At 53.4% G+C, this 15,233-nt stretch carries 8 protein-coding genes, 2 tRNA genes and 4 rRNA genes; all 14 read left to right on the top strand.

Going from position 1 to position 15,233, the window contains the following annotated elements:
- The first annotated feature begins 8 nt into the window (after positions 1–8).
- The 14 genes from AB3G35_RS23170 (at position 9) to AB3G35_RS23105 (ending at position 15,171) form a co-directional block, all read left to right on the top strand.
- A complete protein-coding gene (locus AB3G35_RS23170; RefSeq protein WP_106116981.1) occupies positions 9–746 on the top strand; it encodes a M48 family metallopeptidase in 738 nt (245 codons plus the stop codon).
- 5 nt (positions 747–751) lie between these two features.
- On the top strand, positions 752–1,081 hold the full coding sequence (locus AB3G35_RS23165) for a YqcC family protein (RefSeq protein ID WP_029611718.1): 330 nt from the start codon (positions 752–754) through the stop codon (positions 1,079–1,081).
- A gap of 409 nt (positions 1,082–1,490) precedes the next feature.
- Positions 1,491–3,215 carry an acetolactate synthase 3 large subunit gene (locus AB3G35_RS23160; RefSeq protein WP_029611717.1) on the top strand — a complete coding sequence of 575 codons (1,725 nt, stop codon included), beginning with the start codon at positions 1,491–1,493 and terminating at the stop codon, positions 3,213–3,215.
- Positions 3,216–3,217: 2 nt separating this feature from the next.
- The gene (gene ilvN, locus AB3G35_RS23155; RefSeq protein ID WP_016783407.1) at positions 3,218–3,709 is read left to right on the top strand and encodes an acetolactate synthase small subunit; all 492 of its coding nucleotides are present in this window, start codon (positions 3,218–3,220) and stop codon (positions 3,707–3,709) included.
- A 49-nt stretch (positions 3,710–3,758) separates the two neighbouring features.
- Positions 3,759–4,775, top strand: coding sequence for a ketol-acid reductoisomerase (gene ilvC, locus AB3G35_RS23150; RefSeq protein WP_016783406.1), 1,017 nt, complete (start codon positions 3,759–3,761; stop codon positions 4,773–4,775).
- A gap of 144 nt (positions 4,776–4,919) precedes the next feature.
- Positions 4,920–5,777, top strand: a complete 858-nt coding sequence (gene pssA / locus AB3G35_RS23145; RefSeq protein ID WP_016783405.1) for a CDP-diacylglycerol--serine O-phosphatidyltransferase — start codon at positions 4,920–4,922, stop codon at positions 5,775–5,777.
- Between the two features lie 63 nt (positions 5,778–5,840).
- Positions 5,841–6,854 (top strand): protein-methionine-sulfoxide reductase catalytic subunit MsrP, encoded by a 1,014-nt coding sequence (msrP, locus tag AB3G35_RS23140; RefSeq protein ID WP_369782169.1) that lies wholly within the window; start codon positions 5,841–5,843, stop codon positions 6,852–6,854.
- A complete protein-coding gene (msrQ, locus tag AB3G35_RS23135; RefSeq protein ID WP_016783403.1) occupies positions 6,854–7,468 on the top strand; it encodes a protein-methionine-sulfoxide reductase heme-binding subunit MsrQ in 615 nt (204 codons plus the stop codon). The genes msrP and msrQ overlap by 1 nt, the downstream gene beginning before the upstream one ends.
- A 479-nt stretch (positions 7,469–7,947) precedes the next feature.
- Positions 7,948–9,484, top strand: a 16S ribosomal RNA gene (locus AB3G35_RS23130).
- An 81-nt stretch (positions 9,485–9,565) separates the two neighbouring features.
- A tRNA-Ile gene (locus tag AB3G35_RS23125) sits at positions 9,566–9,642 on the top strand.
- A gap of 29 nt (positions 9,643–9,671) precedes the next feature.
- Positions 9,672–9,747 (top strand) — tRNA-Ala (locus AB3G35_RS23120).
- Between the two features lie 244 nt (positions 9,748–9,991).
- Positions 9,992–12,885: ribosomal RNA gene (locus tag AB3G35_RS23115) — 23S ribosomal RNA — on the top strand.
- Positions 12,886–13,038: 153 nt separating this feature from the next.
- Positions 13,039–13,154 (top strand): 5S ribosomal RNA (gene rrf / locus AB3G35_RS23110).
- 480 nt (positions 13,155–13,634) lie between these two features.
- Positions 13,635–15,171, top strand: a 16S ribosomal RNA gene (locus AB3G35_RS23105).
- The 16S, 23S and 5S rRNA genes sit together here with 2 tRNA genes alongside, the layout of an rRNA operon.
- The last annotated feature ends 62 nt before the right edge of the window (positions 15,172–15,233 follow it).

The raw sequence follows: 15,233 nt of genomic DNA, 5'->3' as shown, positions 1-15,233 counted from the left end.
GGTTTGACGTGAATAAGTTGTGGATTGCGGCTGTTTCAGCCCTGGCTTTGCTCAATGGTTGTGCCAGCGTGCCGCAGGGTTCAATTCCTGTGGTCGACTCTGGTGTTGCGGTGTCGAACAACGAGCGTGTTTCGGCCCAGCGTACGGCGGGGAGTTATCCACAGGCCGCTGCGCCGCGTGCCGCTCAGGCGCGCACGATTACCGAGGACTCGGGGGTTGTGGTAATGATTCCGGGCGGCGCTGCCAGTGTGTCGACGCCGATCAGCACCCAGCCGTTCACGCCGGGGCCGATTACCCCTGGCCCGGCGGCAGCGCCGATCAGCACGGGTAGCTATACACCGAGCGCGACCTACAGTGCCCCGGCACCGGTTACGCCCAGCGGCATTCCGTCGAACAGCGGCGGCCTGGCGGCCGACGAGCAATTGGACGGCCCGGTACTGGCGCTGCTGACCACTGCCCAGCAGCAGCAATCGAGCGGTGACTTGAACGGTGCTTCGTCGAGCCTCGAGCGTGCCCAACGCGTGGCCCCTCGTGAACCGCAAGTGCTTTATCGTCTGGCGCAAGTGCGCATGGCGCAGGGTGACACCGCGCAGGCAGAGCAGTTTGCTCGTCGCGGTTTGACGTTCGCCAGCGGTCGTCCGGATTTGCAGGCGAGCCTGTGGGGTTTGATTGCCCAGGCCCGTGAGAAACAAGGTGATGCGGCTGGCGCTGCACTGGCCCGTCAAAAAGCCAAGGTAAGCCTCTGATGGTTATGGATGTACGCACCTCTGAAGTTGCTGGCTTTCTGCTGCTGATCGAGCAGGAAATGCGCACCCAGGGCTTGTGGAGTGACAAGGCTCCAACAGAGCACGACTTGTCCAGCCTGGAGCCGTTCAGCGTCGACCGCCTGGATTTTGAGCAGTGGGTGCAGTGGATCTTCCTGCCGAAGATGAAAGTCATCGTCGAGCAGGGTCAGCCTCTGCCCAGCGTCTCGGGTATCTGGCACATGGCTGAGCACGTGTTTGCCCAGCGTCGTGGCAACTGGAAGCCCTTGCTCAAGCATTTTCAGGACTTTGATCGCCTGATCAGCCCTTCCTCCTGAGGTCATGGCTGCCAGTTTTTACTGGCAGCCATCCATTTTCTTGTTGGCTTCAGTCATTTTGCGCGTTTTTTTGTGCGTTCCTGTCGATTTATGCAAATAAATTGAATTGATGGCTTGACTTGGACTGGCCTAATGACAAGAATCGAACTCCCGCTGTAGAGGGACTGCCAGAAGCAGGCTCTCTCAGCAGATCATGAGGCGCACACCCGCGCCGACCTGTAACACCCGCAACGCGTTACCTCGCGCTGGGTGGGAAACCCCCGCAACACTTGGGGAGTTCCCAATACTTGCTCAGTCAGTGCTGACGTAGTCGGCGACCACCGTCGCTCATGCTCTGCTGAAAAGTAAACCTATTAAGACCCGTTCGTATTTTTGTGGACGGTATTCTGGCGTTTTAGAGGTGAACAACGTGGAGCTTTTGTCTGGTGGTGAGATGCTCGTCCGCTTTTTGCGTGACGAAGGTGTCAAATATATCTACGGGTACCCAGGTGGTGCTCTCCTGCATGTCTACGACGCACTGTTCAAAGAACCGGAAGTTACCCACATCCTGGTTCGCCATGAACAAGCTGCAACCCATATGGCTGACGGCTACGCCCGTGCTACCGGTAAAGCCGGTGTAGTACTGGTGACTTCCGGGCCGGGTGCTACCAACGCCATCACCGGTATTGCCACGGCCTATATGGACTCCATTCCGATGGTGATCATTTCAGGTCAGGTGCCCAGCACCATGGTCGGAACCGATGCCTTCCAGGAAACCGACATGATCGGTATCTCCCGGCCCATCGTGAAGCACAGCTTCATGATCAAGCATGCTTCGGAAATCCCGGAAGTCATGAAAAAGGCGTTCTACCTCGCGCAATCCGGCCGTCCAGGCCCGGTCGTGGTCGATATCCCGAAAGACATGACCAACCCGGCGGAAAAGTTCGAATACGTTTTCCCGAAAAAAGCCAAGCTGCGCTCCTACAGCCCGGCCTTGCGTGGCCACTCCGGCCAGATCCGCAAGGCGGCCGAGATGCTGCTGGCAGCCAAGCGCCCTGTGCTTTATGCCGGCGGCGGGGTTATTTTGGGCGGCGGTTCGGCACCGTTGACCGAACTGGCAAAAATGCTCAACGTGCCGGTGACCAATACGCTGATGGGCCTGGGTGCCTACCCTGGCACCGACCGTCAGTTTGTCGGCATGCTCGGTATGCATGGCAGCTTCACAGCCAACATGGCCATGCACAACGCCGACGTGATCCTGGCTGTAGGTGCGCGCTTCGACGACCGTGTTATCAACGGCCCGTCCAAGTTCTGCCCGAACGCCAAGATCATCCACATCGATATCGACCCGGCGTCCATCTCCAAAACCATCAAAGCGGACGTGCCGATCGTAGGCCCCGTTGAGAGCGTGCTGACCGAAATGGTCGCCATCCTCAAGGAGATCGGCGAGAAGCCAGACCCGCAGGCCGTTGCCAGCTGGTGGAAGCAAATCGACGAATGGCGCGGTGACGGCGGTCTGTTTCCGTACAACAAGGGCGACGGCAGCCAGATCAAGCCACAGGCCGTTATCGAGATGCTCTGCGAAGTGACCAAGGGCGATGCTTATGTCACGTCCGACGTGGGTCAGCACCAGATGTTCGCGGCCCAGTACTATCGCTTCAACAAGCCGAATCGCTGGATCAACTCCGGTGGTCTGGGCACGATGGGCTTTGGTTTCCCGGCTGCGATGGGGGTAAAACTGAGCTTCCCTGATGCTGACGTTGCCTGCGTGACAGGCGAGGGCAGTATTCAGATGAACATTCAGGAATTGTCGACTTGTTTGCAGTACGGCCTGCCCGTAAAAATCGTCAGCCTCAACAATGGCGTGCTGGGGATGGTGCGTCAGTGGCAGGACATGAACTACGGCAGTCGTCACTCGCACTCGTATATGGAATCGCTGCCTGACTTCGTCAAGCTGGCTGAAGCCTATGGCCATGTAGGTATCCGGATCACCGATCTGAAAGACCTCAAGCCGAAAATGGAAGAAGCCTTTGCCATGAAGGATCGCCTGGTGTTCCTGGATATCCAGGTTGATACCAGTGAGCACGTTTATCCGATGCAGATCAAAGATGGCTCCATGCGCGACATGTGGCTGAGCAAGACGGAGCGTACTTAATCATGCGGCACATTATTTCCTTGCTTCTTGAAAACGAACCGGGCGCCTTGTCTCGCGTTGTCGGGCTTTTTTCGCAACGTAACTACAACATCGAAAGCCTGACCGTGGCACCCACCGAAGACCCGACCTTGTCGCGTCTGACGTTGACCACGGTGGGGCATGATGAAGTGATCGAGCAGATCACTAAAAACCTGAACAAGCTGATCGAAGTGGTCAAGCTGGTGGATCTGTCGGAAAGCGCTCACATCGAGCGCGAGCTGATGCTGGTCAAGGTCAAGGCAACGGGTGCGCAGCGCGCAGAAATCAAACGCACCACGGATATCTTCCGTGGGCAGATCGTTGATGTCAGCGCCAGTGTTTATACCGTGCAGTTGACAGGCACCAGCGAGAAGCTCGACAGTTTCATTCAGTCGATTGGAACCGCCTCGATCCTGGAAACAGTTCGCAGTGGCGTCACCGGGATTGCCCGTGGCGACAAAGTACTCAGCATCTAAAACTAACAAGTGCTAATTGGCCTGAATGGCCTGGATATAAGGGAAAATCATGAAAGTTTATTACGACAAAGACTGCGACCTTTCGATCATCCAGGGCAAAAAAGTAGCCATTATCGGTTACGGCTCCCAGGGTCACGCTCAAGCCTGCAACCTGAAAGATTCCGGCGTTGACGTAACCGTTGGCCTGCGCAAGGGTTCAGCCACTGTCGCCAAGGCAGAAGCTCACGGCCTGAAAGTAACTGACGTTGCCAGCGCTGTTGCCGCTGCTGACCTGGTCATGATTCTGACCCCGGACGAGTTCCAGTCCTCGCTGTACAAGAACGAAATCGAGCCGAACATCAAGAAGGGCGCCACACTGGCCTTCTCCCACGGTTTCGCGATTCACTACAACCAGGTTGTGCCGCGTGCCGACCTCGACGTGATCATGATCGCGCCAAAGGCACCAGGCCACACTGTGCGTTCCGAATTCGTTCGCGGCGGCGGTATCCCTGACCTGATCGCTATCTATCAGGATGCCTCGGGCAATGCCAAGAACCTGGCCCTGTCTTACGCTTCGGGCGTAGGCGGCGGTCGTACCGGTATCATCGAAACCACCTTCAAGGACGAAACTGAAACCGACCTGTTCGGCGAGCAGGCTGTTCTGTGTGGCGGTACTGTTGAACTGGTCAAGGCAGGCTTTGAAACACTGGTTGAAGCCGGTTACGCGCCAGAAATGGCTTACTTCGAGTGCTTGCACGAATTGAAGTTGATCGTTGACCTCATGTACGAAGGCGGTATCGCCAACATGAACTACTCGATCTCCAACAACGCCGAGTACGGCGAGTATGTGACTGGCCCTGAAGTAATCAACGCCGAGTCCCGTCAGGCAATGCGTAACGCTCTGAAGCGCATTCAAGATGGTGAATACGCGAAGATGTTCATCAGCGAAGGTGCTACCGGCTACCCTTCGATGACCGCCAAGCGTCGTAACAACGCTGCTCACGGTATCGAAGTCATCGGCGGGCAACTGCGCTCGATGATGCCTTGGATCGGCGCGAACAAAATCGTTGACCAGGCCAAGAACTAAGTTCCTGGTGTGAAGAGAAAACGCGGCCCAGGCCGCGTTTTTTCGTTTAAGCGGCCGCTTCTGGTATAAAGCAGGATCGTTTGCGGGTGCGTGTAGGCCCCAAGCTTCTATCGAAACTTTCCATATCGTTGCAAGGTAATGTCCATGAGCGAACGTCCCGAAGAGCCAAAAGCGGCTTCAGACGCCGATAGCCTGCTGCCTGTCGATGAGCATGTCGAAGAAGGGCATGACGCCGAAGGCCGAAAAGTCCGGCATCGTGGTATCTATCTGCTGCCGAACCTTTTCACCACTGCGAACCTGTTCGCCGGTTTTTATTCCATCATCAGCTCCATGAGTGCTCAAAGTGCCATGAGTGCGGGTGATGCCGCTGGGGCAAGCAAGTACTTTGCATTTGCCGCCATCGCCATTTTTGTCGCCATGGTGCTCGATGGCCTTGATGGCCGTGTTGCCCGGATGACCAATACCGAAAGTGCCTTTGGTGCCGAGTACGACTCTTTGTCGGACATGGTTGCCTTTGGCGTAGCCCCTGCGTTGCTGGCTTTTGGCTGGGCACTGGGGGACATGGGCAAGGTCGGCTGGATGGTGGCCTTTATCTATGTTGCAGGCGCGGCGTTGCGTCTGGCGCGCTTCAATACCCAGGTCGGCACGGCCGACAAACGCTACTTTATCGGTCTGGCCAGTCCGGCTGCGGCGGGTGTGGTGGCAGGTATCGTCTGGGCATTCAGTGATTACGGTATTCAGGGTTCGAAAATGTCGTTCCTGGTTGCCTTGCTCGTTGCGGCTGCCGGCATGCTGATGGTGAGCAACATCAAGTACAACAGCTTCAAGGAGCTGGACCTGAAAGGGCGCGTTCCTTTTGTGGCCATCCTGGCTGTGGTGCTGGTATTCGCTGTTGTATTCAGTGATCCACCGCGCATTCTGTTGCTGGCCTTCCTGGCATATGCCGCCTCGGGGCCTATCCAGTACTTGCTGCGCTTGCGTCGTAACAAAAACGCCGAGTGATGTAATTTCTCCCATACTCCGTAGTCTATTGGTGCATCAGTCCTCCAATACTGCGGAGTTGTCATGCTCATCAAGCTGCCTGAAGCGTCCGACTGCAAAGAGTCGGACGTTACGCCTGAATCTTTCTATTTATCCCGTCGTGCATTGCTGGGCAGTTCGCTTGCCGGATTGGCTGTGGGCGCGCTTCCGCGCTGGGCCAGTGCCGAAGAGGCGGCGCGCTATGCGGATGTTGAACCGGGCAAGGCGCCAGCCTGGTTTACCGACAAGCTCGCGCAGACCCAATGGCAGGCTGTCACGGTCAAGGGGGAGGCCATCACGCCATTCAAGGATGCAACCCACTACAACAACTACTATGAGTTCGGCACCGACAAGGGCGATCCGGCGCAAAATGCTGGCGCCTTGAAAACCGAACCCTGGACGGTGGTGGTAGACGGGGAGGTGGGCAAGCCGGGGCGGTATGCCCTGGAAGACTTCATGAAACCCTATCAACTGGAAGAACGGATCTATGGCCTGCGTTGTGTCGAAGCCTGGTCAATGGTAATTCCGTGGATGGGTTTTCCCATTTCGCAGTTGCTCAAGCAGGTGGAACCGACCTCCAAGGCCAAATACATACGCTTTGAAACCTTGCAGGACCCGAAGGTGATGCCCGGGCAGCGTTCGGGTTTTGCACTGATCGACTGGCCTTATGTCGAAGGGTTGCGACTGGATGAAGCGATGAATCCATTGGCGATTTTGGCGGTGGGTATGTATGGCCGCGAGTTGCCGAATCAGAATGGAGCGCCGCTACGGCTGGTAGTGCCCTGGAAGTATGGCTTTAAAAGCGTGAAATCCATTGTGCGAATCAGTCTGGTGGAGACGCAGCCCAAAACCACCTGGCAAAGCATTGCTGCGGATGAGTATGGCTTTTATGCCAACGTGAATCCCACAGTTGACCATCCACGCTGGACCCAGGCGCGTGAGCGGCGTTTGCCGAGCAGTCTGTTCAGCCCGAATGTGCGTGATACCCAGATGTTCAATGGTTACGCAGATCAGGTGGCACATCTGTATACCGGCCTCGATTTGCGGAAGAACTACTGATGAAATTTCTACCCTGGCGCATTGGCGTTTTTATGGCAGCAGCCATTTGGCCTTTGTATTGGCTGTATGAAGCCTGGATCTTTGCCTTGGGGCCAGACCCGGGCAAGGTCCTGGTCGATCGTTTGGGGTTGGGTACGCTAATACTGTTGTTGGTTACCTTGAGCATGACACCGATGCACAAACTGACAGGCTGGTCGGGCTGGATTGCCGTGCGCCGGCAAATAGGCTTGTGGTGCTTTGCCTATGTGGTGTTGCACCTGTGCGCCTATTTGACATTTGTGCTGGGGTTCGACTGGTCCCAATTGGGGGTCGAATTGCGTAAGCGCCCCTATATCATTGTTGGCAGCCTGGGGTTCTTGTGTTTGCTGGCCCTGGCGGTGACTTCCAATCAATACAGTCAGCGACGGTTGGGCGCACGCTGGAAGAAACTCCATCGCCTGGTTTATGTGGTGGTGGGGTTGGGGTTGCTGCATATGCTCTGGATAGTGCGCGCCGACCTCAAGGAATGGGCAATTTATGCCTGTATTGGTGTAGGCCTGCTCGCCTTGCGCATACCGCTGGTGAAGAGCCGTATTCCGCGTCTATATAAGAAGAAATCAGCTTCTGCGGTTTAACTTCAAATAAGTGCTTGACCCGAGATTCAAACGGCCTATAATTCGTCCCACTTCCGGCGTAGTCGAAACGGAAAACTCCTTGAGTTTCAATGAGTTGGATGGTTTTCGGCGGTGTCAGCTTCAAGTCATCGAAGCAGGAAATGAGGTGTTGACAGCAGCGTGTAACGCTGTAGAATTCGCCTCCCGCTAACGAGAGATCGAAAGCGCAAGTGGTTGATGTTACAGAGGAAACTTTGAAAGCATCTTAAAATAACCGCTTGACAGCAACAGAGGCTGCTGTAGAATGCGCGCCTCGGTACAGCGAAAGCTAAACCAACCGCTCTTTAACAACTGAATCAAGCAATTCGTGTGGGTGCTTGTGGAGTCAGACTGATAGTCAACAAGATTATCAGCATCACAAGTTACTCCGCGAGAAATCAAAGATGTAACCAACGATTGCTGAGCCAAGTTTAGGGTTTCTTAAAAACCCAAAGATGTTTGAACTGAAGAGTTTGATCATGGCTCAGATTGAACGCTGGCGGCAGGCCTAACACATGCAAGTCGAGCGGTAGAGAGAAGCTTGCTTCTCTTGAGAGCGGCGGACGGGTGAGTAATACCTAGGAATCTGCCTGATAGTGGGGGATAACGTTCGGAAACGGACGCTAATACCGCATACGTCCTACGGGAGAAAGCAGGGGACCTTCGGGCCTTGCGCTATCAGATGAGCCTAGGTCGGATTAGCTAGTTGGTGAGGTAATGGCTCACCAAGGCTACGATCCGTAACTGGTCTGAGAGGATGATCAGTCACACTGGAACTGAGACACGGTCCAGACTCCTACGGGAGGCAGCAGTGGGGAATATTGGACAATGGGCGAAAGCCTGATCCAGCCATGCCGCGTGTGTGAAGAAGGTCTTCGGATTGTAAAGCACTTTAAGTTGGGAGGAAGGGCATTAACCTAATACGTTGGTGTCTTGACGTTACCGACAGAATAAGCACCGGCTAACTCTGTGCCAGCAGCCGCGGTAATACAGAGGGTGCAAGCGTTAATCGGAATTACTGGGCGTAAAGCGCGCGTAGGTGGTTTGTTAAGTTGAATGTGAAATCCCCGGGCTCAACCTGGGAACTGCATCCAAAACTGGCAAGCTAGAGTATGGTAGAGGGTAGTGGAATTTCCTGTGTAGCGGTGAAATGCGTAGATATAGGAAGGAACACCAGTGGCGAAGGCGACTACCTGGACTGATACTGACACTGAGGTGCGAAAGCGTGGGGAGCAAACAGGATTAGATACCCTGGTAGTCCACGCCGTAAACGATGTCAACTAGCCGTTGGGAGTCTTGAACTCTTAGTGGCGCAGCTAACGCATTAAGTTGACCGCCTGGGGAGTACGGCCGCAAGGTTAAAACTCAAATGAATTGACGGGGGCCCGCACAAGCGGTGGAGCATGTGGTTTAATTCGAAGCAACGCGAAGAACCTTACCAGGCCTTGACATCCAATGAACTTTCCAGAGATGGATTGGTGCCTTCGGGAACATTGAGACAGGTGCTGCATGGCTGTCGTCAGCTCGTGTCGTGAGATGTTGGGTTAAGTCCCGTAACGAGCGCAACCCTTGTCCTTAGTTACCAGCACGTAATGGTGGGCACTCTAAGGAGACTGCCGGTGACAAACCGGAGGAAGGTGGGGATGACGTCAAGTCATCATGGCCCTTACGGCCTGGGCTACACACGTGCTACAATGGTCGGTACAAAGGGTTGCCAAGCCGCGAGGTGGAGCTAATCCCATAAAACCGATCGTAGTCCGGATCGCAGTCTGCAACTCGACTGCGTGAAGTCGGAATCGCTAGTAATCGTGAATCAGAATGTCACGGTGAATACGTTCCCGGGCCTTGTACACACCGCCCGTCACACCATGGGAGTGGGTTGCACCAGAAGTAGCTAGTCTAACCTTCGGGAGGACGGTTACCACGGTGTGATTCATGACTGGGGTGAAGTCGTAACAAGGTAGCCGTAGGGGAACCTGCGGCTGGATCACCTCCTTAATCGACGACATCAGCTGCTCCATAAGTTCCCACACGAATTGCTTGATTCATTGAAGAAGACGATAGAAGTAGACCAAAATTGGGTCTGTAGCTCAGTTGGTTAGAGCGCACCCCTGATAAGGGTGAGGTCGGCAGTTCGAATCTGCCCAGACCCACCAATTTTGTTTGGAAGCACCTTTAGAAATATGGGGCCATAGCTCAGCTGGGAGAGCGCCTGCCTTGCACGCAGGAGGTCAACGGTTCGATCCCGTTTGGCTCCACCATTACTGCTTCTTTATCGTAAAGCTTAGAAATGAGCATTCCATCGTAAGATGGTGAATGTTGATTTCTGATCTTTTGATTAGATCGTTCTTTAAAAATTTGGGTATGTAATAGAAAGTTAGACTGGATAACACTTTCACTGGTGTTTATTCAGGCTAAGGTAAAATTTGTGATTGCTCTTAATTGAGCAGCGAATTTTCGGCGAATGTCGTCTTCATAGTATAACCAGATTGCTTGGGGTTATATGGTCAAGTGAAGAAGCGCATACGGTGGATGCCTTGGCAGTCAGAGGCGATGAAAGACGTGGTAGCCTGCGAAAAGCTTCGGGGAGTCGGCAAACAGACTTTGATCCGGAGATGTCTGAATGGGGGAACCCACCTAACATAAGTTAGGTATCTTAAGCTGAATACATAGGCTTAAGAAGCGAACCAGGGGAACTGAAACATCTAAGTACCCTGAGGAAAAGAAATCAACCGAGATTCCCTTAGTAGTGGCGAGCGAACGGGGACCAGCCCTTAAGCTGTATTGATGTTAGCGGAACGCTCTGGAAAGTGCGGCCATAGTGGGTGATAGCCCTGTACGCGAAAACATCTTTACAGTGAAATCGAGTAGGACGGAGCACGAGAAACTTTGTCTGAATATGGGGGGACCATCCTCCAAGGCTAAATACTACTGACTGACCGATAGTGAACTAGTACCGTGAGGGAAAGGCGAAAAGAACCCCGGAGAGGGGAGTGAAATAGATCCTGAAACCGTATGCGTACAAGCAGTGGGAGCCCACTTTGTTGGGTGACTGCGTACCTTTTGTATAATGGGTCAGCGACTTATTTTCAGTGGCAAGCTTAACCGAATAGGGGAGGCGTAGCGAAAGCGAGTCTTAATAGGGCGTCTAGTCGCTGGGAATAGACCCGAAACCGGGCGATCTATCCATGGGCAGGTTGAAGGTTGGGTAACACTAACTGGAGGACCGAACCGACTACCGTTGAAAAGTTAGCGGATGACCTGTGGATCGGAGTGAAAGGCTAATCAAGCTCGGAGATAGCTGGTTCTCCTCGAAAGCTATTTAGGTAGCGCCTCATGTATCACTGTAGGGGGTAGAGCACTGTTTCGGCTAGGGGGTCATCCCGACTTACCAAACCGATGCAAACTCCGAATACCTACAAGTGCCGAGCATGGGAGACACACGGCGGGTGCTAACGTCCGTCGTGAAAAGGGAAACAACCCAGACCGTCAGCTAAGGTCCCAAAGTTATGGTTAAGTGGGAAACGATGTGGGAAGGCTTAGACAGCTAGGAGGTTGGCTTAGAAGCAGCCACCCTTTAAAGAAAGCGTAATAGCTCACTAGTCGAGTCGGCCTGCGCGGAAGATTTAACGGGGCTCAAACCATACACCGAAGCTACGGGTATCACCTTAGGGTGATGCGGTAGAGGAGCGTTCTGTAAGCCTGTGAAGGTGAGTTGAGAAGCTTGCTGGAGGTATCAGAAGTGCGAATGCTGACATGAGTAACGATAATGGGTGTGAAAAACACCCACGCCGAAAGACCAAGGTTTCCTGCGCAACGTTAATCGACGCAGGGTTAGTCGGTCCCTAAGGCGAGGCTGAAAAGCGTAGTCGATGGAAAACAGGTTAATATTCCTGTACTTCTGGTTATTGCGATGGAGGGACGGAGAAGGCTAGGCCAGCTTGGCGTTGGTTGTCCAAGTTTAAGGTGGTAGGCTGGAATCTTAGGTAAATCCGGGATTCTAAGGCCGAGAGCTGATGACGAGTGTTCTTTTAGAACACGAAGTGGTTGATGCCATGCTTCCAAGAAAAGCTTCTAAGCTTCAGGTAACCAGGAACCGTACCCCAAACCGACACAGGTGGTTGGGTAGAGAATACCAAGGCGCTTGAGAGAACTCGGGTGAAGGAACTAGGCAAAATGGCACCGTAACTTCGGGAGAAGGTGCGCCGATGGAGGTGAAGCATTTACTGCGTAAGCCCCTGTCGGTCGAAGATACCAGGCCGCTGCGACTGTTTATTAAAAACACAGCACTCTGCAAACACGAAAGTGGACGTATAGGGTGTGACGCCTGCCCGGTGCCGGAAGGTTAATTGATGGGGTTAGCTAACGCGAAGCTCTTGATCGAAGCCCCGGTAAACGGCGGCCGTAACTATAACGGTCCTAAGGTAGCGAAATTCCTTGTCGGGTAAGTTCCGACCTGCACGAATGGCGTAACGATGGCGGCGCTGTCTCCACCCGAGACTCAGTGAAATTGAAATCGCTGTGAAGATGCAGTGTATCCGCGGCTAGACGGAAAGACCCCGTGAACCTTTACTATAGCTTTGCACTGGACTTTGAATTTGCTTGTGTAGGATAGGTGGGAGGCTTTGAAGCGTGAACGCCAGTTTGCGTGGAGCCAACCTTGAAATACCACCCTGGCAACTTTGAGGTTCTAACTCAGGTCCGTTATCCGGATCGAGGACAGTGTATGGTGGGTAGTTTGACTGGGGCGGTCTCCTCCTAAAGAGTAACGGAGGAGTACGAAGGTGCGCTCAGACCGGTCGGAAATCGGTCGTAGAGTATAAAGGCAAAAGCGCGCTTGACTGCGAGACAGACACGTCGAGCAGGTACGAAAGTAGGTCTTAGTGATCCGGTGGTTCTGTATGGAAGGGCCATCGCTCAACGGATAAAAGGTACTCCGGGGATAACAGGCTGATACCGCCCAAGAGTTCATATCGACGGCGGTGTTTGGCACCTCGATGTCGGCTCATCACATCCTGGGGCTGAAGCCGGTCCCAAGGGTATGGCTGTTCGCCATTTAAAGTGGTACGCGAGCTGGGTTTAGAACGTCGTGAGACAGTTCGGTCCCTATCTGCCGTGGACGTTTGAGATTTGAGAGGGGCTGCTCCTAGTACGAGAGGACCGGAGTGGACGAACCTCTGGTGTTCCGGTTGTCACGCCAGTGGCATTGCCGGGTAGCTATGTTCGGGAAAGATAACCGCTGAAAGCATCTAAGCGGGAAACTTGCCTCAAGATGAGATCTCACTGGAACCTTGAGTTCCCTAAAGGGCCGTCGAAGACTACGACGTTGATAGGTTGGGTGTGTAAGCGCTGTGAGGCGTTGAGCTAACCAATACTAATTGCCCGTGAGGCTTGACCATATAACACCCAAGCAATTTGAGTCGAAGAGACCAGATTGCGGTGTGTGAAGACGATACAAACCGAAAGTTTGCGGTTCACAAAACACCAGGTTCTATTACATACCCATTCGCTGGAGCGTGAGCCGTAAGGCAAACGACCTGGCTACCGAATTTCTTGACGACCATAGAGCATTGGAACCACCTGATCCCATCCCGAACTCAGTAGTGAAACGATGCATCGCCGATGGTAGTGTGGGGTTTCCCCATGTGAGAGTAGGTCATCGTCAAGATTAAATTCCAAAAACCCTGTCTGCTCACGCAGACAGGGTTTTTGTTTTTATATAAGTACAAGCTTTGTAAAAAGCTTGTACGGTTAATCAGGCCATTTGCCTGGCTAACCAATAGATTGAACGTAGCAGGAAATAAAGCGTTGACAGCAGTGTGTAACACTGTAGAATTCGCCTCCCGCTAACGAGATATCGAAAGCGCAAGTGGTTGATGTTGTTGAAGTTCTCTAAGCAAAACTTTGAAAACATCAAAAATAACCGCTTGACAGCAACAGAGGCTGCTGTATAATGCGCGCCTCGGTACAGCGAAAGCTGACCAACCGCTCTTTAACAACTGAATCAAGCAATTCGTGTGGGTGCTTGTGGAGTCAGACTGATAGTCAACAAGATTATCAGCATCACAAGTTACTCCGCGAGAAATCAAAGATGTAACCAACGATTGCTGAGCCAAGTTTAGGGTTTCTTAAAAACCCAAAGATGTTTGAACTGAAGAGTTTGATCATGGCTCAGATTGAACGCTGGCGGCAGGCCTAACACATGCAAGTCGAGCGGTAGAGAGAAGCTTGCTTCTCTTGAGAGCGGCGGACGGGTGAGTAATACCTAGGAATCTGCCTGATAGTGGGGGATAACGTTCGGAAACGGACGCTAATACCGCATACGTCCTACGGGAGAAAGCAGGGGACCTTCGGGCCTTGCGCTATCAGATGAGCCTAGGTCGGATTAGCTAGTTGGTGAGGTAATGGCTCACCAAGGCTACGATCCGTAACTGGTCTGAGAGGATGATCAGTCACACTGGAACTGAGACACGGTCCAGACTCCTACGGGAGGCAGCAGTGGGGAATATTGGACAATGGGCGAAAGCCTGATCCAGCCATGCCGCGTGTGTGAAGAAGGTCTTCGGATTGTAAAGCACTTTAAGTTGGGAGGAAGGGCGTTAACCTAATACGTTAGTGTCTTGACGTTACCGACAGAATAAGCACCGGCTAACTCTGTGCCAGCAGCCGCGGTAATACAGAGGGTGCAAGCGTTAATCGGAATTACTGGGCGTAAAGCGCGCGTAGGTGGTTTGTTAAGTTGAATGTGAAATCCCCGGGCTCAACCTGGGAACTGCATCCAAAACTGGCAAGCTAGAGTATGGTAGAGGGTAGTGGAATTTCCTGTGTAGCGGTGAAATGCGTAGATATAGGAAGGAACACCAGTGGCGAAGGCGACTACCTGGACTGATACTGACACTGAGGTGCGAAAGCGTGGGGAGCAAACAGGATTAGATACCCTGGTAGTCCACGCCGTAAACGATGTCAACTAGCCGTTGGGAGTCTTGAACTCTTAGTGGCGCAGCTAACGCATTAAGTTGACCGCCTGGGGAGTACGGCCGCAAGGTTAAAACTCAAATGAATTGACGGGGGCCCGCACAAGCGGTGGAGCATGTGGTTTAATTCGAAGCAACGCGAAGAACCTTACCAGGCCTTGACATCCAATGAACTTTCTAGAGATAGATTGGTGCCTTCGGGAACATTGAGACAGGTGCTGCATGGCTGTCGTCAGCTCGTGTCGTGAGATGTTGGGTTAAGTCCCGTAACGAGCGCAACCCTTGTCCTTAGTTACCAGCACGTAATGGTGGGCACTCTAAGGAGACTGCCGGTGACAAACCGGAGGAAGGTGGGGATGACGTCAAGTCATCATGGCCCTTACGGCCTGGGCTACACACGTGCTACAATGGTCGGTACAAAGGGTTGCCAAGCCGCGAGGTGGAGCTAATCCCATAAAACCGATCGTAGTCCGGATCGCAGTCTGCAACTCGACTGCGTGAAGTCGGAATCGCTAGTAATCGTGAATCAGAATGTCACGGTGAATACGTTCCCGGGCCTTGTACACACCGCCCGTCACACCATGGGAGTGGGTTGCACCAGAAGTAGCTAGTCTAACCTTCGGGAGGACGGTTACCACGGTGTGATTCATGACTGGGGTGAAGTCGTAACAAGGTAGCCGTAGGGGAACCTGCGGCTGGATCACCTCCTTAATCGACGACATCAGCTGCTCCATAAGTTCCCACACGAATTGCTTGATTCATTGTAGAAGACG

This window comes from Pseudomonas sp. WC2401 (assembly GCF_041200115.1).
Lineage (GTDB): Bacteria > Pseudomonadota > Gammaproteobacteria > Pseudomonadales > Pseudomonadaceae > Aquipseudomonas > Aquipseudomonas fragi.
The sequence above is the reverse complement of the archived record's forward strand: the minus strand, read 5'-3'. Positions and strand labels throughout refer to the sequence as shown.

Bases quoted from the DNA above. Each gene is read 5' to 3' on its own strand.
- AB3G35_RS23165 (WP_029611718.1), top strand. From the start codon at position 752: ATGGATGTACGCACCTCTGAAGTTGCTGGCTTTCTGCTGCTGATCGAG.
- ilvN (WP_016783407.1), top strand. From the start codon at position 3,218: ATGCGGCACATTATTTCCTTGCTTCTTGAAAACGAACCGGGCGCCTTG.
- ilvC (WP_016783406.1), top strand. From the start codon at position 3,759: ATGAAAGTTTATTACGACAAAGACTGCGACCTTTCGATCATCCAGGGC.
- pssA (WP_016783405.1), top strand. From the start codon at position 4,920: ATGAGCGAACGTCCCGAAGAGCCAAAAGCGGCTTCAGACGCCGATAGC.
- msrP (WP_369782169.1), top strand. From the start codon at position 5,841: ATGCTCATCAAGCTGCCTGAAGCGTCCGACTGCAAAGAGTCGGACGTT.
- msrQ (WP_016783403.1), top strand. From the start codon at position 6,854: ATGAAATTTCTACCCTGGCGCATTGGCGTTTTTATGGCAGCAGCCATT.